Origin of the sequence: Acinetobacter sp. CIP 53.82 (assembly GCF_000369465.1) — a bacterium.
Lineage (GTDB): Bacteria > Pseudomonadota > Gammaproteobacteria > Pseudomonadales > Moraxellaceae > Acinetobacter > Acinetobacter indicus.
Genome location: NZ_KB850044.1, coordinates 1 through 18264, shown reverse-complemented (window position 1 = coordinate 18264; position 18264 = coordinate 1). Strand labels below are relative to the sequence as shown.

Genomic DNA, 18264 nt, shown 5'->3' with positions numbered 1-18264 from the left:
ATTATTTACATCAACCTAAAATGTAACTATATTGGATTCAAATTAGTTACAAATTACAAGTAAAATGATCATCTTAATTGGAAGCCAAAAAGGTGGATGTGGGAAATCCACAATAGCCATCAACATAGCAACTTACCTTGCCAAATATAGCAAAGACATTGTGTTAGTTGATGCAGATCCTCAACAAAGCTCAGCTAACTGGGTCAAGGACAGAGATGAAACTAATCTACCTAAAGTACATTGTGTACAACGGTATGGTGACATCAAAAACACACTGAAAGATCTAGACAGCCGTTATGACTATGTTGTTGTAGATGTAGCAGGGCATGATAGTAAAGAGCTTAGAACAGCAATGTTGGCAGCTCATTATCTTGTAGTGCCATTTAGACCTTCACAATTTGACCTGGATACATTACCTCATCTCTCTGAAGTAATAGATCAGGCACAGTCATTTAATGATGAACTGAAACCATTTGGTTTACTCACCTTAGCTCCTACGAATCCGTCTGTATCAGAAGTACAACAGGCAAATGAGTATTTAGCTGATTTCCCTTTGTTCACAGCATTATCTGCAGTAATCCATGACAGAAAGGTTTATCGCGATGTAGCAGCCGAAGGTAAAGGTGTAGTGGAATCCAATAACCCTAAAGCAGTTGAAGAATTTGAGGCATTCATGAAGGAATTGTTAGCATGATCAAAAAACGAGAAGTCAGTAAGCCAACGTCTCCTGATGTAGATGCTTTCATCAACGGGGCAGATGAGCAGAAACAACAACAACTAGATCCGAAAGCACCTAGAAAATTTAAGACGCATACAATTCCAATGAACGAATATGAGTATCAGTTGCTCACTGAGTTAGCTGAAAAGTATGGGCAAACGCATAATGGAATTTTCAGATTTGCTTTGAAAAAACTTAGTGAAGAATAGCAACTATTTTGAAACTGATGTAAAACTATTTTAGTTGTTAATTGGTTGTAATTTGAATGTAAAAAAGCCCTTAATGATTAAGGGCTTTTTTGTATCTGTTAGACCTATATCATGTCGGAATATGACCAAGGATGAAATAGCTAAAGCAGTTGGTTGTGGAGTTTCTACCGTTTATCGAGTAGCGAAAAGCACTCATTAGAGTTTTTTAATCATATCTTTAAATGTGCTTCTAGGAATGCTATAGTCATAGCGTTGAATAGGAGAACCTATGAATTCTGATGCTGTTTGGACTATAACTGAAAAATCTCGTTTGAAACGAGAAGATGAAGTTCGTATGCAGGAACTCAGACATCTATTCGATTTGATGGATGAAAGAGAGGAAGAGTGTCAGGTAACTAAAACTACTACATTAGAAAAAGCTCTAAAGATACTTTTATGGTGTGATCTTGTTGTAGCTCCTGGGTTAGCTGAGCTAGAGATGCAACAACCTATAGATATTATTGAGCAACATCGTAAGTAGTTAAAGGCATTTCGTTCAGTGATGCCTTATCTTGCAAAGATGCTCCTCGTCACTGATTCAACCCAAACTGCAAACACTTAACTTTATAAAGGCCTAACTATGACTCAATTAATCCATGCACGAATGACTGCAAGTATTACTGAACTCAAAAAGAGTCCGATGGATACAGTGTTAGCAGGTAAAGGTGAACCTGTAGCGATCCTTAATCGTAATACACCAGCGTTTTACTGTGTTCCGGCTGATTTGTATGAAACCATGATGGAACAACTGGAAGACCTGGAACTCAACAAAATTGCAGATGCTCGTGCGAATCAAAAACGCATTCGAGTAAATATTGATGACCTATAAGTTAGACTTTTTAGAAGAAGCATTAGCAGAATGGAATAAGCTTAATCCAAGTATTAAGCAACCATTGAAGAAGAAACTGATCAAGGTACTAGAGAATCCTCGCATTCCCAAGAATAAGCTCTCAGGACATCCTAACCGCTACAAGATCAAACTTCGCAGTGTTGGTTATCGTTTGGTTTATGAAGTGATTGATGATGAGGTTGTTGTCATCGTCATTGCCGTAGGCAGACGTGAAAACAATGCTGTGTATGATGAAGCCAACTCTCGACATTCATAAGTAATTGATTGCATTAAGCAGGAATTCCTTAAGGAAAGAATTCCTGCTTAATGCACATATGGAATATATCTTACAGATCTTAGTTGTTTTTTAATATTTAATTAAAACTAAATTAAAACTAATTAGAAACTATAATTGTGCATTTAATAGGGTATCATCTCTATTTCACAACCAAGAGTTGATCCCACTTAAAGTAGTTATGTGTCAACTTATCTCTGGTCATCTTCCATGTCCTATTGGGTAGTATACTTGCTCCAAGTGCCAGTTTTGTCTTGCTAAACTTATATTGAATCTTTTCTAGTGTTTCCATTAAAACTGAAGGTATTTGCAAAATTAGCCATGTAATTTAATTATTGATGGGCTATTAGAAGAAGGAATGAGTGATAGACTATGAACAAGAATGCGTAATCATTTTATTCAGTATTTTGTAATTTAACTAAATGAAATTTATTGAATTTTAATTATTAATTAAAAAAATTAAAACGCCCAATTTGAAAAACTGGGCGCTTCACTAATGGTAATAAGCATTACCATCAAGCACTAGAGAACACAAACCATGGTTCAGTTTTGTGTTTTATAAACATACTTTGTGTATGTGATTTTGTAAATGATTTTTTGCTTAGAGATTTAAAAATCAAAGTATCTTCTTATTGATATTTGTAATATTAGACTATACCCTAAAGTTACAATCTGAAAGTTCATGAAATTATGTATCATTTAAATGATTTTTAATCATAAGTAACATGTAACTTTAGTGTTAAAGATTTATAATTTACGAAATTGTTCATTTTTATCCAATTGGGGCGTGAAAAAGTGAAAGGCCAAAAAGTAGGGTATGTCCGGGTAAGTTCTGTCGAGCAAAACACTGGACGTCAACTTGAAGGAATTGAGGTCGACCGGATTTTTGTTGACCGTGCTTCAGGTAAAAATACTGACCGACCTAAATTTCAGGAAATGTTGAACTATGTCCGGGAAGGGGACAGGGTGATTGTACATTCCATGGATCGTTTTGCGCGAAGCCTAAAAGATTTGGTCACTGAAGTAGATAAACTGGTCAAACGAGGGATCGCTATCCAGTTTGTAAAAGAAAATATTACTTTTACAGCCGAATCCACCCCGATGGATAATTTGATGCTGCAATTGATGGGAGCTTTTGCACAGTTCGAACGTGAAATTATTCTGGAACGGCAAAAGGAAGGAATTAAACTCGCCTCGGCTCAAGGAAAGTACAAAGGCCGGGTACATAAATTGAAGCCTGATCAAGCTGACGCTTTGCGACAAGCATGGAAGGAGGGGAAGTATCCATCAAAAATGGCATTAGGAAAAGCTTTTGGGATTAGTCGTCAGGCGGTATACCGATATTTACAAGTTAGTGAATAGCTTATTGGGATTGGCAACTAAATTTAGTTTAACTTATAAAAATCATGAAACACTGTTCGAATTTTAAGCGTGGAATATGAATAATCAATAAAAAGCCGCTCTGGTGCCCTATATTCCAGAACGGCTTGCTTTAATATAATGATATTTAAAGAGAAATATCAAGCATTACGTATAAGGTGTATTATGTTAATTTTAGAAAAACTAACATTCATGCCCCTAGTTCATTTACAGCAAATCAATACCGAAATGGTGCAATATAGCTGCCCATGCAAGAAAAAGAAGAATGGTCATTACGTAGCAAATGGCTAGAGATAGCCAAAATCCATAACGCTGATAAAGTATTGGGAATGCTAAAAACATAGGTAATGTCGGTACTACATACCAAAAGGTATACCAAGCATGATTTGAAATTTTCTGCGGGTCTTGATTCTCAAGTTTCATCCATATCAGCACAAGTATCGTTACGATAGGCAAGGCTGCAATCAATCCGCCTAGACGGTCACTACGTTTAGCAACTTCTGAAATAAGTATGACCATTCCAGCAGTTAGAGCGTACTTAGCAATAAGCCAGACCATGTGCATTTCTTAGATGAATAGATTTATAAAGTTCTATTTTACAAACTGCTAAGTTATAAGCATCTGTTGAATTTACTATTAAAGGATAGAAAAATCTTTTATGACTTTTACATATATTCTTATTAAAGGAAAACTATTTTTAATCTTTTAAAATAGTTATAAGATAAACAAAATTTGTTGATTTTATAACATGAAAATATCATTACTGATCTCATCACTTCCCAGTCAAAGCACAACCGCAAGAATGCGAATTTGGCGTTCATTAAAGTCAAATGGTGCAGTAACTTTAAGAGATGGTGTTTACCTCTTACCCGAAGCACATTCTGAAAAATTCGAGTCTGTTGTTCATGATCATCTTAATGAACATGGGCATGCCTATATCTTTCAGACTGAACCTCCTGCACATTTAGACCTTGCTCAACTTTTCGACAGGACTGGAGAATATGAAGAACTGAGAACTGAAATTTCACAAATACAAAATACGCTTGAGGAAAATAAGAAAAAAGAACATCTCAAACAGATTCGAAAATTAAGAAAAAAGCTCAATTCACTGATAGAAATAGATTTTTTCCCAAATACTCATCAAAGCAAAACACTGAATGAACTCACCCGATTAGAACAAGTTATTGCCCGGTTAGGTGAATACGATGAACCCAATAATTTTGAACAGCAATTAAAAGTCCTATGCAAGCAAGATTTTCAAAATAAAATCTGGGCAACCAGAAAGCGTCCTTGGGTTGACCGTTTGGCATCGGCATGGATCATTCAGAAATTTGTAGACCCTCAGGCAAAATTTATTTGGTTAGAGCATCCCAATGATTGCCCCAAAGATACCTTAGGTTTTGATTTTGATGATGCCCAATTTACCCATATCAATCATCTAGTCACTTTTGAAGTGTTAATGCATAGCTTTGAATTACAAAACCCTGCTTTAAATAAAATCGCTGAAATTGTTCATTTTTTAGATGTTGGGGGAAATGAGCCTGCCGAAGCCTTAGGCATTGAAAAAATCTTGCAAGGCTTAAGAAGCACGATCACAGATGATGATCAATTACTCCATCTTTCAAACCATATTTTTGATGGCTTATATGCAGACTTTCAAAGGAATTTAACATGAATAATAAGCCATATTTAATAGATGAAACAGAAATTGAATCTATCAGCTTTTGGCAAGCATTCAAATTTTGGTTAAAACTGGGATTCATTAGCTTTGGTGGCCCTGCCGGGCAAATCTCTGTTATGCACCAAGAGTTAGTTGAAGAAAAAAAATGGATTTCAGAACAGCGTTTTATGCACGCATTGAATTATTGCATGCTCTTACCCGGCCCCGAAGCTCAACAACTTGCAACTTATATTGGCTGGTTAATGCATAAAACCAAAGGTGGCATCGTTGCAGGGGTTTTATTTGTTCTACCTTCTCTTTTTATCCTCATTGGGCTGTCTTGGGTCTATGTGAAATATGGCAACGTCCCGATCATTGCCGGTTTGTTTTATGGCATTAAGCCCGCAGTTGCCGCAATTGTATTTCATGCCACGTATCGTATTGGCAGTCGTTCATTAAAGAATAAATTTCTATGGGCGATTGCAGTTATCGCTTTTCTTGCAATATTTATTTTTAATATTCCTTTCCCTTTAATCGTTTTATGTGCAGCGATATCGGGTTATTTGGTCGGTAAAAAGTATCCTGATTTATTTAAGCTAAATGCACATCAGTCCAGTCAAAAATCCTATGGACGTGCAATTATTGATGATGATACCCCTACACCTGAACATGCTGTTTTTAAATGGTCTCATCTGATCAAAATAACTGTAATTTCAGCACTTTTATGGGCAATTCCACTCATCTCTTTAACAGCAGTTTTGGGATGGAGTCATTCTTATACTCAACTGGCTTGGTTCTTTACTAAAGCTGCACTTCTGACATTTGGTGGTGCTTATGCTGTTCTGCCTTACGTTTATCAAGGCGCTGTCGGTTTTTATCACTGGCTCACCCCAACTCAAATGATCGATGGGTTAGCCCTAGGTGAAAGTACTCCCGGCCCATTGATCATGGTGGTGGCTTTTGTCGGCTTCTTAGCAGCTTATAACCATTCGCTGTTGGGTGCTGAACATCAATTTATTGCAGGTGCATTAGGTGCAATCATCGTCACGTGGTTTACTTTTATTTTCTCATTTTTCTTTATCTTAGCCGGAGCACCTGTTATAGAGTCCACACACAATCAAATTAAATTTACTGCCCCTTTAACCGCCATTACCGCTGCCGTGGTGGGCGTAATTTTAAATTTGGCACTCTTTTTATGTTACCACGTGCTTTGGCCACAGGGTTTTGAAGGGAATTTTGATTATATCTCTGCCATTATTGCAATTTTAGCTGTAGTCGCATTATTTAAATTTAATCAAAGTGTGCTCAGAGTCATCATCGGTTCTGCTTTAGTGGGTTTAACGATTAAAATTTTACTATAAAGAATGAACACTAGAGGTATGGATAAAAAATCTATGCTTCTTTTGACACGATTCAAGGTATCTTCTTTCATATAAAATATTAAAGAATATTCCACTAAATCACTCCCCATTTAACATAATGGTGGTTATACGCAATACACTTGTATATTAATTTGAAAATCAATAACTTAAAAATTTCAGCCTGATCATAAAACGCACAAAAATCGGCTTTTGTAATAAGTTGGTGAGTTTTTAAGCGAATCTGTAACATTTTGCCAAGAAATTTGATTAATAAATGATCAATTTGGCAATCAGTGCCCATTCCATGCGGATCCAGGTTCCAAAACTATCCCCAATTGCTGGGGATAAAATTTAGGCTATTTTGTACGCCCTGGCTCACACCAATCTCGGCCCTTTGCTGCTATCCGCAATACTGGAAATTTCCTATGATGAAGCCATAGAAAACAGGATGTTCCAAATAACAAGAATAAGAAAGATCGCACCAGGATGTGAGGTAAGACAGGAGTCATACCTAGCAACCCAATATGAGAAACCCTGGCAGGATGCCGGGGTTTTTTATTACCAATTTTTTTTGATTCGCATAATTCGTATTATGTTAATTTTAGAAAATCTAAGTAATTATTATTTAAAAATAATGGGATAAATATGTTTAGTTTTGATAGTCCATCATTTCCATTAGAAGTACTTTCATCAAAGAGCTTATATCTTGAAATGTATTTTGAAGAAACTCTTTTAGCAAATGGAACAGGATTTCTTGTAGCAAGAGATAAAGAAAAAAGATGTGTATTTTTTACTAATAAACATAATGTAACAGGAAGAAATCCAATAGATGGTAAGCACATCAGTCCAACCGCAGCTGAACCAACCCATATCGTTATTTATTTTCATAAAAACCTAGATGAAGCTATAGGAGAGTGGCTTCCAATAAAACTACCTCTTTATAGAGAAGATGGTACAAAATATTGGTATGAACACCCAACGCTAGGTAGTGATGTTGATGTTGTTGCACTAAACCTAGAATGGGGATCGGATGTTAGAACTCTCCCATATTACTTAGACTTAGATTTAGATGATGCGCCATTAGATATCGTTCCCTCTGAAACAGTTAGTGTTATTGGTTTTCCTTTTGGGCTAACTACTTATGGAAAGTTTCCAATTTGGTCAACAGGCTTTTTAGCACAAGAATTAGGACTTATTAATAAAGATAATCCTGTTTTTTTAATTGATTGCAGAACCAGACAAGGACAATCTGGTTCTGCCGTAGTAGCTTTCCGTAAAGGGACATACCGAACAATTGACTTAGAAAAAGGCAAAATAATACAGCATACAGCTGCAAATAAAAGTGTGTGGAAGTTTTTAGGTATTTACTGTGGAAGGGTAAATAAGGAATCTGATCTTGGAAGAGTATGGCATGTCTCTATCTTTCCAGAGCTATATGACCTAGCAGTCAATGACTATGAACAACGAAAGAAAAAAGCCACAGAGAAAGAGAGCTTTATAGAAAATATTGAAGTGAAATAATTGCTATTTAGTTATTGGGTAGGATATTTCAACTTAGGAAAAAATAAGAAAAGGCAGCTATTGCTAGCTGCCTTTTGAATTCATTGCGTCAAATAACCCACTAAATCTGCTAAAAAGGGGACCTAGTAGTTAGCGTTATGTGCGCCTACAACGTAATATTAGCTATTATTAACTCAATAAACAATAGTTTTTTGTAACAGGCTAATTTTTAATGCAAATTTCGGACAGTGCAGCATTTTTTAATTCTATATCTCATTCAAGAATTAATTCTTATAAAAACTATTTCGGTTCTCATCTATCTTCAGAAGAACTAATTGCTTGTTATCAATGGAATGAAACAGTATCAGTTACTTTTTTCAAAGTAATTAATCTCATTGAAATTATTCTAAGAAATAGATTCCACTTAACCTTAAGTAATCACTTTTATAGCATTCCCAAAGAACAAGTTATTGCAAAACGTGTACCTGCAAGATCATCTTTCAGATATCAAAATGTTCCAACGCTTGGGACTGCTGATTCATGTAATTGGTATGAAACTAGATTACTTGAAAAAAAAAGCTTACAAAAAGTATTAGATAAAACTCATCATAAATCAGGAAGTCCTCTCAGAGTTCCAATATTTCCTGATGATTTAGTTGCAGGCTTAACTCTCGGTTTTTGGTGTTCATTGATTCCTAAGAACTTATCTATGCCATGGGATCAGCAATTAAATAATATTTTTCCAAACCATCGTTTAACCAAATCATTTATAGCCAATTCTCGAAGTTCTCCAACAACTGCTTCTAATCCTTGGCTTAATGTTGACAATGTACAACAAGTATCTAATCGACTCGAACTCTTAAATGAATTCAGGAATAGAATTGCACATCATGAACCTCTATGGAAATTACCTGATCTTTATGATGAGATCCCTACTTCTACAGAGAAAAAAGGGACTGTTATCGCTACAAAAACAACTAATAAAATTGAGACTTTTCAAAGATTAAATCTACTTCACCATAGATTCATTGAACTTTTAAAATGGATTGATATCAATTTGGCTCAAGACTACCAATCATCTAAAAATTACTATTACCTAAAATGGCTAATCTCCAATAATGGCTTTAATAGTTATATCAACAGATATCAGAACTTTGATCACTGTTTACATTCCAGTATATTGAAACGTAATTTAAATTCTTTACTAAAGCAGCAAGAGTCTTTCCTGATATACAGAAATCATGGAAATATATATGCTCTACTTCCTATCACCTAGTTTCTACTTAGAATACATGTCATTACCTTTAAGATATAATTTGTCATTATTTCAAATTGGTTGATGACATGGATCATCAAATTTTTCAGAAAGCTATGCAATCTGGTGGAAGACTTACTGTTAAAAGCGCATTGAATCCTATTTTATGGCTATGCGGTATCATTAGCATCCCAACTATTGCTGCCAACGTTTTTTACACCACCTTGCCAATATGGATATCTATCATAGGTTGTGCACCTATTTTAATGGCAATGTTTGGTTTTATGGTGCTCTTATTTATTGATCGCGATAAATTGCAATCCGAAGATTATCAAATTAAAAAAATTTCGTTGGAAATGAGTGAGCAAAAGGGCGACAGTAATCCCCGCTTAGTAGGTCCCTCTGAAATACTTACTACTAATCCAGAACTTCCAACCACCCTAGAAGTTCTAGAACATAGTGATGAAAAATCTTCTAAGGTAGCGAAATGACCAAATCATATTTATTAGTCTTTAGTGATAAAACAGGTACTAAAGATGAAGTCAAACTAGCCCTGAATAAAATGACTAAAGTAAAAACTTGGCGTACTGATATGCCTAATTGCTTTTATGTAATATCTGATAATTCTGCCCAAGAATTGTATGAAGAATTTACATCCATTCGTGGCACTAGTGGTCGATTTTTATTTGCAGAGACTGCTTCTAATCGACAAGGTCTATTACCATCTGATACTTGGTATTTATTGAAAAATAAAAAGTTGAAATCTAAAGAAACCTAAGATTTAAAAAAAGTCTGCCATACGCAGACTTTTTTTATTTAACATAAAAACTCTTATGCGAAATTCAAAAAAGCGCGGATCTAGTGTCCACGCTTCATATGATTTATACAATGGAAAGTGTAGTGAATTGGATAAGAAAAGCATAACCCTCTAATTGTTTATTTGCTTCTTTGAGCATGCTTTTAATAACAAAGAATTAGAGGGTTAAAATTTCCGCTGCACTTGTTTCTTTATACTTATTTATTGCTATTGTGAGGCTTATTTAATCAGGCTTAAAAAACAACATGTAAGATATTGATATAAATAAAAAATATGAGTTATGAGCGAATTTTAGATGACAATTTTAGAAGATTGTCATCTAAAATTCGCCACTAATCTTGTAAACTATTGATTTATAAATAATATATTACTTTTTCTTCAAGAAACTAAAATTCGCCAGTAAGCCCAATAAAACTATATTAATCATAGTCTTACTATAGTAACCTCCCTAGAAATAAAAGAATCTAAAAGTAGAATGATCTATTAAAATACAAGTAGAAGATTCTGCATTTGGCTTAATAGTTGGAATTCTAGGTTCTGTCACATTAGGGAATTAGATATCAAATAATTCGGTTAACCCCTTATAGGAAGTATTTTCCATGAAAAAATTCAGTACAAGTGAGCATCTCAAAGAAATGGATCGTAAGGATTGGGCAACAGCCCAATCTATCACCACCTTTGGCATGAACCCCAAAGAAAAAAAAGCCCATGAAAAAAGATCCTGGGAACGCTTTGAGCGGATCCAGTCTGGAGAAACCACAATTAAAGATGAAGAAGCAGTACTGCTTATGCAGTGGCGTGCCTTAAATAATCGGCTTAAAAGCGAGGACTAAAACCATTATCCTTATCTTGATTCCTTGTCTTTTCAGGAGCGATAGCCTTTTCCCTCATTTGCAAAGGCACACGTTCGATGACTTGCCGCTGAATAAATGCCAATTCTTCATCAATAGAGGCGATCTGAATAACTGAACCCTCTAATTGTTGGCCAAGATCCCTTAAGTATTCGAACCTCTCGACTCGATCGAAGGACTCGGTATTCAAAAGGTCTATATAGGTCTGTAAATCATGCTGAATCAACCTAAGCGGTTGGGTCGTTTGACGATCTTGCAATAAGGTTTGCAGCATCTTCTGTTGTAAAAACAATAACTTTTCTTGGGCATACCATCGCTGCCGTGTCCGTGGAGTCTCGACTTGCTTTTGCTGTTCTTCAATGGTTTTTCGATTCTCTAATTCAGCCTCATAAAATGGACGATACAACTCATAATTATTTTCAGCACGTAACCGGTTAATTTCAGCAGTCATTCTTTCCCGTTCGGCCACTAACGCTGGCTCTTTCTCACGCGCAAAACGGACGGCCTTATTCATCACAGGCACATCCTTCAGCTGTGTGCCATGCTTCTTATTGTATTCCTGATTGGATAAACAGCTGACCAGGCTAGGGACCTCGACCTGAATGCCCCGGATTTCCACCATCTTGGTGGGAGCATAATACCTTAGACTTTCATTAATAAGCTCTTCAGTCTTCTGCCGATACAGCTGCAGCTGCGCCTTTCCCATGCCTAACACATCAGCTGTTAACTTCTGTGCCCCGCCTTTATGCGGATCCTTCGGATTATAACGCTTAAAAAACTGCTCTGCTGTCCGCTCGATGCCATCCACATGCCGCTCACTGTACATGAAATGCAAATGCGGTTGCTCTTTCCCTCCCAAGGACCCAGCATGATTATGAATGGCACAGGTGAATGGATAGCGGTAACTGTCTGCAAACTCACTAATGAATTGCTCGGCCAGTTCAATCCGCTGTGCCTGACTCAGCTCTTTGGGCAAGGCCACCACCATACTGGAACAGGTGCGGCCATTACTTCGTTCATAAATATCAGCAGCTTCCCAAAACTCAGCCGGCTTCCCTTCAGCAAAATTCGGCATATTTCCCGATCTGACAAACTCAATCTGTTCTGAAGCACTTTCTTTGTAATTTCTGAAATGCGAAGTCCGGCTAATGTAATGAAACCGGTTCTTGGCCGTGGCACCATTTTTCACTTTTCCGGATCGGGTCTTCACGGCCTTTTTTGTTGTGTGTTCCAGATTGCAGTAGAACATATTCCCACCTTCAAATTCACGGAGCCTCGCAGAGCCTGCGGAGCACGAGGAGAAGTGTTTTTAATTCGATATAATTGCGTAGTAATTATATCGAATTAAAAACACGGAAACGAGCTTAAGAATTAAAAAAAATGTTCCCACATTTTTTTTAATTCTTCCCGTGCCGGCCTATGCTAAACTGAAAACACAAAAACCTCACCCATTTTATGCTGGAGAATGCGATGGCGGCCCGTGGAAGACCTGCGAAAATACTCACTTCAAATGACCTCATGACATTACAGCAGTTCCTTAAAAATCTCCCTTTCCTCAAGAAAAACCAGCAGCAGGCTTTGACCTTGCTTCAACAAGCAAATGGCATATTCAATGACAAACAGCTCAATCTACTGAAAGCTGCAGACCGTGATAAAAACCAGTTTTTAAAAAGACAGGCCCTCATTGAACAGATCAAGCTAAAGGATAAAAACCAGCAGCCCCTTCTGGCCAACGAAACAGAAATTCTGGCATTACTGACACAGGAAATGGATCAGGATAATTTCTTCCGCCTGGATCGTGCCCTGGAGTCTTACCAGAAAATTGAAAAAGCAGCCTTGGAAAACCGGATCCGGCTGGAGAATGAACACAAGCGCGAAATTTTGCAAAAAAGTCATAAAGAACTGACAGACGCCCAAAAGAAACGTAATGCAGAAAATCAGCTCAAATATGCTTTAGGTGGAGCAGTACTAGCCGCCTGGAACAAACTTAATTTATCAACCGAAAATATAGATCCAGAAAAAGTTAAAAATACCATCGTCAATAACCAAAATTTTTTCAGAATGGTCAGTAACACCACGCTTTATCAATATATTCATCCAAGAACTGAAAACTACTTTCGAAGCAGAGAATTGTTTATCAAAGTTATTGAAGGATTATGTGAATATGATGACCACGGTACAGAACTTTATATCTTTGAAGCAGATAGTCACTTAAAACCGCAATAAAATGCGATTACAGCCACTTTTAAACCAATTTTTGAGTTAGCTACGTCTAAATCAATAAAGTGGCTGTAATCGCAAAACAAGAGCATTTAGCTTATTTTGCAAAAATACAAATCAAGATCCATTTCAAAACTCACAATATACCTAGAAGGTATATACCGAGCGAGTGTCTACGAGCGGCATAACTAAAATTCGCGCTTCGACTCTTTGAAAAACTGTTTTTTAGTATGTGAAATCTAAAAGAGCGTAAATCAAATGCCAAAATTTGATTCTAGAACGAGCGAAAGCGAGTAAAAAAAGCACTATGAGCGAAGCGAATTCCGAATTGTTTGTGCTTTTTTTAAAGTCATAACGAGATTTACTAAAAATTGCCCCAAGAATCGAGCGATAGCGAGATTCAATAGAGTTTGAGCGTAGCGAAAACATAGGGCAATTTATCATTCTCTGGGCTTTTAATTATTTTAATGCTTTTAAATGCTTTTAAATGCTATAAAAGCCTTTATTTAAAAGGCTTTCATACTTAATTAAACTAGGTTTGTCGACCTTTAAAACTAGGTTTGTCGACCTTTAAAACTAGGTTTGTCGACCTTTAAAACTAGGTTTGTCGACCTTTAAACTAGGTTTGTCGACCTTTAAATTCTTATACGAAATCTGATGTTAAAAAGAACTAAAACTAAAATTTATGGACCTTAAACCTTTTAATAGTAGTGAAATTATATCTGTCTTAAAGGGTATTAAAACTAGGTTTATCGACCCATTAAAAAGAGAATTGCTAAAACCATTTGAATGGTCTATCTTACAACCTAGTTATTAAGATAATAAAGAATGAAATGTCAAAATTAATCGTTAAAGATAATTCTTTAATGCAGGCAAGTTACACCCTAGACATGGTAGAACAACGTTTAATTTTACTTGCTATAGCTGAAGCTAGAGAAACTGGACATGGAATCACTGAAAATAGTCTTCTAGAGGTTCATGCGAATAGCTATATTAATACCTTCCATGTTGAGAAACATACTGCTTATACAGTTCTTAAAGACGCCTCTAAAAGCTTATTTGACCGTTATGTTACTTATCATGACGTTAACCCCAAAACGGGGAAAGACCGCAGTTTCCACTGTCGCTGGGTAGATAAAATTGGTTATGAACCTAATTCAGGGATTGTTTTTTTACGTTTCACACAAGATATCGTCCCTCTTATTACTCGTTTAGAAGAAAATTTTACTAAATATGAATTACAACAAGTCGCTAGATTAACTAGTGCCTATGCAATTCGTTTATATGAGTTGTTAATTCAATGGCGCTCAGCAGGGAAAACCCCCATTTTTGATTTGCAAATATTCAGACAACAACTAGGTGTTGAAGTTAATCAGTATAAGACCATGAGTAATTTCAAAACTTACGTTTTAGATTTTGCTCTTAAACAAGTGAATGAATGGACAGATATAACAGCTCAATACGAGCAACATAAAACTGGTCGAATAATTTCAGGATTTTCATTTAAGTTTCGTCAGAAGAAACCTAAAAAATCAAATTTAGTAACATTAACAGATCCACAACGTCTCTTATTTGCCAAGAAGCTTTCAGAACTCCCGGAAGTGAGTAGTAAATATTCTGAAGGGACAGAAAGTTATTCTCAATTTGCTGTAAGGATTGCTGATATGCTTAAAGATCCAGAAAAATTAAAAGAATTTACTCCACTGCTTAAAAAAGTTGGCTATAAAGCGGCATAAAATATAAGCTTGCTCATTTGTCTATTAGACAGTCTAATAGACAACAACTTTTGACAAGATTAGGCATAGCTTTACATCATGAAAAGCCTTTCAGTTCTTGAATTATCCAAGCTTTACAATATAAATAGACAGACCATATACAACCATATAAACAAAGGAATTCTAAGTAAAAATTCTGACAATAAGATTGATTTTTCAGAAGCCATTCGTGTATTTGGAGAGCCTGCTAAAAAACAGAATGTAAAAGACCCTGTAAAAATAGACAGTCCAAGTTCGGCAGAAGTTTTACTGCTTAGACAGCAGATAGACATGCTGAAAAATCAAGTATCAGATGCCAAAGATCGAGAAGCCTTCTACCAAGAACAAATTGAAGTCATGCAACGTCTATTGGAAGCTCCAAAACCTCATGTCACTACACCTGTTGATCCTGAGCCAACTCAATCTAAGCCTGAGACAGAAGAAAAAGAGGAAGTGATCACAATCCCTCCAAAAGAACCTGAAGTAATCGAGAATAAGCGCATTCTAGTCCCGGAACATGTCCAACCGGAACCAGAAAAAAGAGGCTTTTGGAGCCGATTCTTTAAGCCGTATGGCTGATTTGATTGTTCACCTGGGCTTATTAAAACCGTGCAACATTGATCAAATAGTAATCGTGGAACGTGAAGAATCGACAAAAAAGCCCATTTGAGGGTAAATGGGCTTTTCAATAGTATATAAGAAATTGATTTTTAAAGGAATAAAGATTGCATTTCGTATAAGGTGTATTATGTTAATTTTAGATTTTTTTCAATTCTTCTTTACGAAGAGTCAATACCTCAACACCATCTTTAGTCACTAATACGGTGTGTTCAAATTGTGCTGATAATTTATGATCTCTTGTTTTAACAGTCCATCCATCATCACAAACAAAAGTAGCTCTGCGACCTTGATTTAGCATAGGCTCTATCGTGAAAGTCATTCCTTCTTGAAGAATAATTCCTGTGTTTAGTGTTCCATAATGCAATACTGCGGGCTCTTCATGCATTTCTTTTCCAATTCCATGCCCGCAATACTCCTTCACAACAGTGTACCCATTCTTTTTCGCATGGCGCTCAATTGCATAACCAATATCACCTAATTTTGCACCAGGTTTTACTTGAGCTATTCCCTTCCACAGAGCTTCATAGGTAGTATCAACTAAACGACGCGCTGACAGGCTAACATTACCTATTAAATAAGTTTTACTTGAGTCTGCTATGTAACCATTTTTTTCTAACGTGATATCTAAATTAATAATATCACCATCTTTTAATATTTCTTTTTCAGAGGGAATTGCATGACAAACCACATCATTAATTGATGGATTTAACACATATTTAAATCCATATTGCCCCTTACTCGCAGGTCGTGCACATAGCTCTTCGATAATATATTTTTCGACAATATTATTGATTTCAAAAGTAGATTTACCTAATAAATTCAATTTATTAATATAGTCAAAGACCAAAGATAGTAAACGCCCTGATTCACGCATTAATTTTATTTCTGACTCATTTTTAATCATTAAAAATCTCTTTAGATAGATTTGCAGTAGAGACCCCTGCTGTCAAAAACTCATTATTCATTATTTCATTAAAACTTAGAGTTGGGTTCATTTCAGACAGCATTCCAATTTTTATCCAGAAAGCAGCCTGAGCATTTATTGAGCGACAAGAAACAATACTTACTTTGCGAACATTGGCATGAGTTTCTTCATCAAGATTTACAACACCCATAGTATAATCCATATATGTTTTATGCTTATATTGTTGTTATTTTAAAATATATACTAAGATATTAGCAACCCCCATTTAACATAATGGCTGTTATACGAAACGAGAGTGTTAGAACCCATTTAAAGTGTCTATATTCTCACCAATAAAAATGTCCGGTTTCTCCGAGGTAAAATATGACTTTTGAACAAAAATAAGCCATTGTTTATTCTTTTTATTTCCAACAAAATTCCAGAACTCATCTACTTCGAGAGATTCATAATGACTTTGCTGAGGCTGAATTTCATAGGTTGATTCAGTTAAAGTACGTAAAACTTTACCGATACTGATGCGCTCAACTTCAGCAATATCTCGTATACCGCTGCCTCTGACCATCAACTGTAATATTTTACGAGTAATACCTGACTTACATCCTAGATAGCTCAGTGCATGATCACCAATAAACTGACGTTTACAGTCTTTGCACTGATAGTTTTGTTTCCCATTTACTTTGATACCATTTTTCTTTATACTATCACTGAGGCAGGTTGGACATTTGATTGCTAGAGTTATTTGCATTTCTCTATTTTATCAAAATCCAATCGGCTTTTTCTTCAGCATACTTTTTGAAACACTACCAAATTTTAAAGTTGTATATCATGAAATTATTAAAAATATTGAGTTTAGTTTGCTTAAGCATAAGTATTGGGGCTTGTGCTGAGCATAGTATGAGTCGAGCAAAAACAAGTACAATTCCACAAGTGAATAACTCAATCATCGATCAGAATGTTCAAGCGCTTTTTAATGAAATCTCAGCTGATGCTGTGTTTGTCACATATGATGGTCAAAATATTAAAAAATATGGCACGCATTTAGACCGAGCAAAAACAGCTTATATTCCTGCATCTACATTTAAAATTGCCAATGCACTAATTGGTTTAGAAAATCATAAAGCAACATCTACAGAAATATTTAAGTGGGATGGAAAGCCACGTTTTTTTAAAGCATGGGACAAAGATTTTACTTTGGGCGAAGCCATGCAAGCATCTACAGTGCCTGTATATCAAGAATTGGCACGTCGTATTGGTCCAAGCTTAATGCAAAGTGAATTGCAACGTATTGGTTATGGCAATATGCAAATAGGCACGGAAGTTGATCAATTTTGGTTGAAAGGGCCTTTGACAATTACACCTATACAAGAAGTAAAGTTTGTGTATGATTTAGCCCAAGGGCAATTGCCTTTTAAACCTGAAGTTCAGCAACAAGTGAAAGAGATGTTGTATGTAGAGCGCAGAGGGGAGAATCGTCTATATGCTAAAAGTGGCTGGGGAATGGCTGTAGACCCGCAAGTGGGTTGGTATGTGGGTTTTGTTGAAAAGGCAGATGGGCAAGTGGTGGCATTTGCTTTAAATATGCAAATGAAAGCTGGTGATGATATTGCTCTACGTAAACAATTGTCTTTAGATGTGCTAGATAAGTTGGGTGTTTTTCATTATTTATAAGAATTAGAAGTTTGAGGTTAATCTATTTTTGGTAGTGTTTCAAAAAGTATGCTGAAGAAAAAGCCGATTGGATTTTGATAAAATAGAGAAATGCAAATAACTCTAGCAATCAAATGTCCAACCTGCCTCAGTGATAGTATAAAGAAAAATGGTATCAAAGTA

The 18264-nt window shown here is 35.9% G+C and carries 21 protein-coding genes and 3 pseudogenes; 18 read left to right on the top strand and 6 right to left on the bottom strand.

Going from position 1 to position 18264, the window contains the following annotated elements:
- Positions 1-64 precede the first annotated feature (64 nt).
- The 5 genes from F905_RS00315 (at position 65) to F905_RS00295 (ending at position 2072) form a co-directional block, all read left to right on the top strand.
- Positions 65-694: an AAA family ATPase gene (locus F905_RS00315; protein WP_005175474.1), complete on the top strand. Its 630-nt coding sequence runs from the start codon at positions 65-67 to the stop codon at positions 692-694.
- Complete coding sequence (locus F905_RS00310) at positions 691-927, top strand: hypothetical protein (protein ID WP_005175472.1); 237 nt, start codon at positions 691-693, stop codon at positions 925-927. Before F905_RS00315 ends, F905_RS00310 begins: the two co-directional genes overlap by 4 nt.
- 268 nt (positions 928-1195) lie before the next feature.
- Positions 1196-1447 carry a hypothetical protein gene (locus F905_RS00305; protein ID WP_005175469.1) on the top strand — a complete coding sequence of 84 codons (252 nt, stop codon included), beginning with the start codon at positions 1196-1198 and terminating at the stop codon, positions 1445-1447.
- A gap of 99 nt (positions 1448-1546) precedes the next feature.
- Entirely contained in the window at positions 1547-1795 is a 249-nt protein-coding gene (locus F905_RS00300) for a type II toxin-antitoxin system Phd/YefM family antitoxin (protein WP_000192612.1), read from the top strand.
- Positions 1785-2072, top strand: a complete 288-nt coding sequence (locus F905_RS00295) for a type II toxin-antitoxin system RelE family toxin (RefSeq protein ID WP_005175464.1) — start codon at positions 1785-1787, stop codon at positions 2070-2072. The genes F905_RS00300 and F905_RS00295 overlap by 11 nt, the downstream gene beginning before the upstream one ends.
- Before the next feature lie 160 nt (positions 2073-2232).
- On the opposite strand, the pseudogene F905_RS15010 reads toward F905_RS00295, so the two are convergent.
- Positions 2233-2385: pseudogene (locus tag F905_RS15010) on the bottom strand (DUF4113 domain-containing protein); the annotation flags it as partial.
- A gap of 500 nt (positions 2386-2885) precedes the next feature.
- On the opposite strand from F905_RS15010, the gene F905_RS00290 reads away from it, so the two are divergent.
- Complete coding sequence (locus F905_RS00290; protein ID WP_005175461.1) at positions 2886-3452, top strand: recombinase family protein; 567 nt, start codon at positions 2886-2888, stop codon at positions 3450-3452.
- Positions 3453-3677: 225 nt separating this feature from the next.
- Here the strand turns inward: F905_RS00290 and F905_RS00285 are convergent, their stop codons facing one another.
- Positions 3678-4028 (bottom strand): DUF3147 family protein, encoded by a 351-nt coding sequence (locus tag F905_RS00285; RefSeq protein ID WP_004644745.1) that lies wholly within the window; start codon positions 4026-4028, stop codon positions 3678-3680.
- Between the two features lie 190 nt (positions 4029-4218).
- On the opposite strand from F905_RS00285, the gene F905_RS00280 reads away from it, so the two are divergent.
- From F905_RS00280 to F905_RS00240, 7 genes are all read left to right on the top strand, one after another.
- Complete coding sequence (locus tag F905_RS00280; RefSeq protein ID WP_034597327.1) at positions 4219-5145, top strand: chromate resistance protein ChrB domain-containing protein; 927 nt, start codon at positions 4219-4221, stop codon at positions 5143-5145.
- Complete coding sequence (chrA, locus tag F905_RS00275; RefSeq protein WP_005175456.1) at positions 5142-6491, top strand: chromate efflux transporter; 1350 nt, start codon at positions 5142-5144, stop codon at positions 6489-6491. The genes F905_RS00280 and chrA overlap by 4 nt, the downstream gene beginning before the upstream one ends.
- A gap of 645 nt (positions 6492-7136) precedes the next feature.
- Positions 7137-8012: a trypsin-like peptidase domain-containing protein gene (locus F905_RS00260; RefSeq protein ID WP_005175452.1), complete on the top strand. Its 876-nt coding sequence runs from the start codon at positions 7137-7139 to the stop codon at positions 8010-8012.
- Positions 8013-8223: 211 nt separating this feature from the next.
- A complete protein-coding gene (locus F905_RS00255; RefSeq protein WP_005175450.1) occupies positions 8224-9267 on the top strand; it encodes an Abi family protein in 1044 nt (347 codons plus the stop codon).
- Between the two features lie 68 nt (positions 9268-9335).
- Positions 9336-9737, top strand: a complete 402-nt coding sequence (locus F905_RS00250) for a hypothetical protein (RefSeq protein ID WP_034597323.1) — start codon at positions 9336-9338, stop codon at positions 9735-9737.
- On the top strand, positions 9734-10024 hold the full coding sequence (locus F905_RS00245) for a hypothetical protein (RefSeq protein ID WP_005175448.1): 291 nt from the start codon (positions 9734-9736) through the stop codon (positions 10022-10024). Before F905_RS00250 ends, F905_RS00245 begins: the two co-directional genes overlap by 4 nt.
- Positions 10025-10662: 638 nt before the next feature.
- Positions 10663-10896, top strand: coding sequence for a hypothetical protein (locus tag F905_RS00240; RefSeq protein WP_005175447.1), 234 nt, complete (start codon positions 10663-10665; stop codon positions 10894-10896).
- Here the strand turns inward: F905_RS00240 and F905_RS00235 are convergent.
- A complete protein-coding gene (locus F905_RS00235; RefSeq protein WP_005175445.1) occupies positions 10880-12163 on the bottom strand; it encodes a MobA/MobL family protein in 1284 nt (427 codons plus the stop codon). The two genes, F905_RS00240 and F905_RS00235, sit on opposite strands and share 17 nt — an antisense overlap.
- A 221-nt stretch (positions 12164-12384) precedes the next feature.
- Between F905_RS00235 and F905_RS00230 the strand changes: the two genes are divergently transcribed.
- The 3 genes from F905_RS00230 to F905_RS00220 all read left to right on the top strand — a co-directional run bounded on the left by F905_RS00230 (position 12385) and on the right by F905_RS00220 (position 15467).
- A complete protein-coding gene (locus tag F905_RS00230; RefSeq protein ID WP_005175443.1) occupies positions 12385-13140 on the top strand; it encodes a hypothetical protein in 756 nt (251 codons plus the stop codon).
- Positions 13141-13967: 827 nt separating this feature from the next.
- On the top strand, positions 13968-14870 hold the full coding sequence (gene repM, locus F905_RS00225) for a replication initiation protein RepM (protein ID WP_005175440.1): 903 nt from the start codon (positions 13968-13970) through the stop codon (positions 14868-14870).
- 78 nt (positions 14871-14948) lie between these two features.
- Positions 14949-15467 (top strand): plasmid replication DNA-binding protein, encoded by a 519-nt coding sequence (locus F905_RS00220; RefSeq protein ID WP_005175439.1) that lies wholly within the window; start codon positions 14949-14951, stop codon positions 15465-15467.
- A 178-nt stretch (positions 15468-15645) separates the two neighbouring features.
- Here F905_RS00220 and map read toward each other — a convergent pair whose 3' ends face one another.
- The 3 genes and pseudogenes from map to F905_RS00205 form a co-directional block, all read right to left on the bottom strand.
- Positions 15646-16413, bottom strand: coding sequence for a type I methionyl aminopeptidase (gene map / locus F905_RS00215; protein ID WP_005175437.1), 768 nt, complete (start codon positions 16411-16413; stop codon positions 15646-15648).
- On the bottom strand, positions 16406-16624 hold the full coding sequence (locus F905_RS00210; protein ID WP_005175435.1) for a ParD-like family protein: 219 nt from the start codon (positions 16622-16624) through the stop codon (positions 16406-16408). The genes map and F905_RS00210 overlap by 8 nt, the downstream gene beginning before the upstream one ends.
- Positions 16625-16810: 186 nt before the next feature.
- Positions 16811-17179 (bottom strand): annotated as a pseudogene (locus F905_RS00205) (IS1-like element ISAba3 family transposase); the annotation flags it as partial.
- Between the two features lie 80 nt (positions 17180-17259).
- Between F905_RS00205 and F905_RS00200 the strand changes: the two are divergent.
- The gene (locus F905_RS00200; protein ID WP_002002480.1) at positions 17260-18102 is read left to right on the top strand and encodes a carbapenem-hydrolyzing class D beta-lactamase OXA-58; all 843 of its coding nucleotides are present in this window, start codon (positions 17260-17262) and stop codon (positions 18100-18102) included.
- A 90-nt stretch (positions 18103-18192) separates the two neighbouring features.
- A pseudogene (locus F905_RS15325) lies at positions 18193-18264 on the top strand (IS1 family transposase); the annotation flags it as partial.

What these genes read in the sequence shown, in the direction of transcription:
- F905_RS00210 (WP_005175435.1), bottom strand. Translation starts at nt 16,624, where the DNA reads ATGGGTGTTGTAAATCTTGATGAAGAAACTCATGCCAATGTTCGCAAA.
- F905_RS00240 (WP_005175447.1), top strand. Translation starts at nt 10,663, where the DNA reads ATGAAAAAATTCAGTACAAGTGAGCATCTCAAAGAAATGGATCGTAAG.
- F905_RS00310 (WP_005175472.1), top strand. Translation starts at nt 691, where the DNA reads ATGATCAAAAAACGAGAAGTCAGTAAGCCAACGTCTCCTGATGTAGAT.
- F905_RS00235 (WP_005175445.1), bottom strand. Translation starts at nt 12,163, where the DNA reads ATGTTCTACTGCAATCTGGAACACACAACAAAAAAGGCCGTGAAGACC.
- map (WP_005175437.1), bottom strand. Translation starts at nt 16,413, where the DNA reads ATGATTAAAAATGAGTCAGAAATAAAATTAATGCGTGAATCAGGGCGT.
- F905_RS00250 (WP_034597323.1), top strand. Translation starts at nt 9,336, where the DNA reads ATGGATCATCAAATTTTTCAGAAAGCTATGCAATCTGGTGGAAGACTT.
- F905_RS00200 (WP_002002480.1), top strand. Translation starts at nt 17,260, where the DNA reads ATGAAATTATTAAAAATATTGAGTTTAGTTTGCTTAAGCATAAGTATT.
- F905_RS00295 (WP_005175464.1), top strand. Translation starts at nt 1,785, where the DNA reads ATGACCTATAAGTTAGACTTTTTAGAAGAAGCATTAGCAGAATGGAAT.
- F905_RS00230 (WP_005175443.1), top strand. Translation starts at nt 12,385, where the DNA reads ATGGCGGCCCGTGGAAGACCTGCGAAAATACTCACTTCAAATGACCTC.
- F905_RS00280 (WP_034597327.1), top strand. Translation starts at nt 4,219, where the DNA reads ATGAAAATATCATTACTGATCTCATCACTTCCCAGTCAAAGCACAACC.
- F905_RS00220 (WP_005175439.1), top strand. Translation starts at nt 14,949, where the DNA reads ATGAAAAGCCTTTCAGTTCTTGAATTATCCAAGCTTTACAATATAAAT.
- chrA (WP_005175456.1), top strand. Translation starts at nt 5,142, where the DNA reads ATGAATAATAAGCCATATTTAATAGATGAAACAGAAATTGAATCTATC.
- F905_RS00300 (WP_000192612.1), top strand. Translation starts at nt 1,547, where the DNA reads ATGACTCAATTAATCCATGCACGAATGACTGCAAGTATTACTGAACTC.
- F905_RS00255 (WP_005175450.1), top strand. Translation starts at nt 8,224, where the DNA reads ATGCAAATTTCGGACAGTGCAGCATTTTTTAATTCTATATCTCATTCA.
- repM (WP_005175440.1), top strand. Translation starts at nt 13,968, where the DNA reads ATGTCAAAATTAATCGTTAAAGATAATTCTTTAATGCAGGCAAGTTAC.
- F905_RS00245 (WP_005175448.1), top strand. Translation starts at nt 9,734, where the DNA reads ATGACCAAATCATATTTATTAGTCTTTAGTGATAAAACAGGTACTAAA.
- F905_RS00305 (WP_005175469.1), top strand. Translation starts at nt 1,196, where the DNA reads ATGAATTCTGATGCTGTTTGGACTATAACTGAAAAATCTCGTTTGAAA.
- F905_RS00260 (WP_005175452.1), top strand. Translation starts at nt 7,137, where the DNA reads ATGTTTAGTTTTGATAGTCCATCATTTCCATTAGAAGTACTTTCATCA.
- F905_RS00315 (WP_005175474.1), top strand. Translation starts at nt 65, where the DNA reads ATGATCATCTTAATTGGAAGCCAAAAAGGTGGATGTGGGAAATCCACA.
- F905_RS00285 (WP_004644745.1), bottom strand. Translation starts at nt 4,028, where the DNA reads ATGGTCTGGCTTATTGCTAAGTACGCTCTAACTGCTGGAATGGTCATA.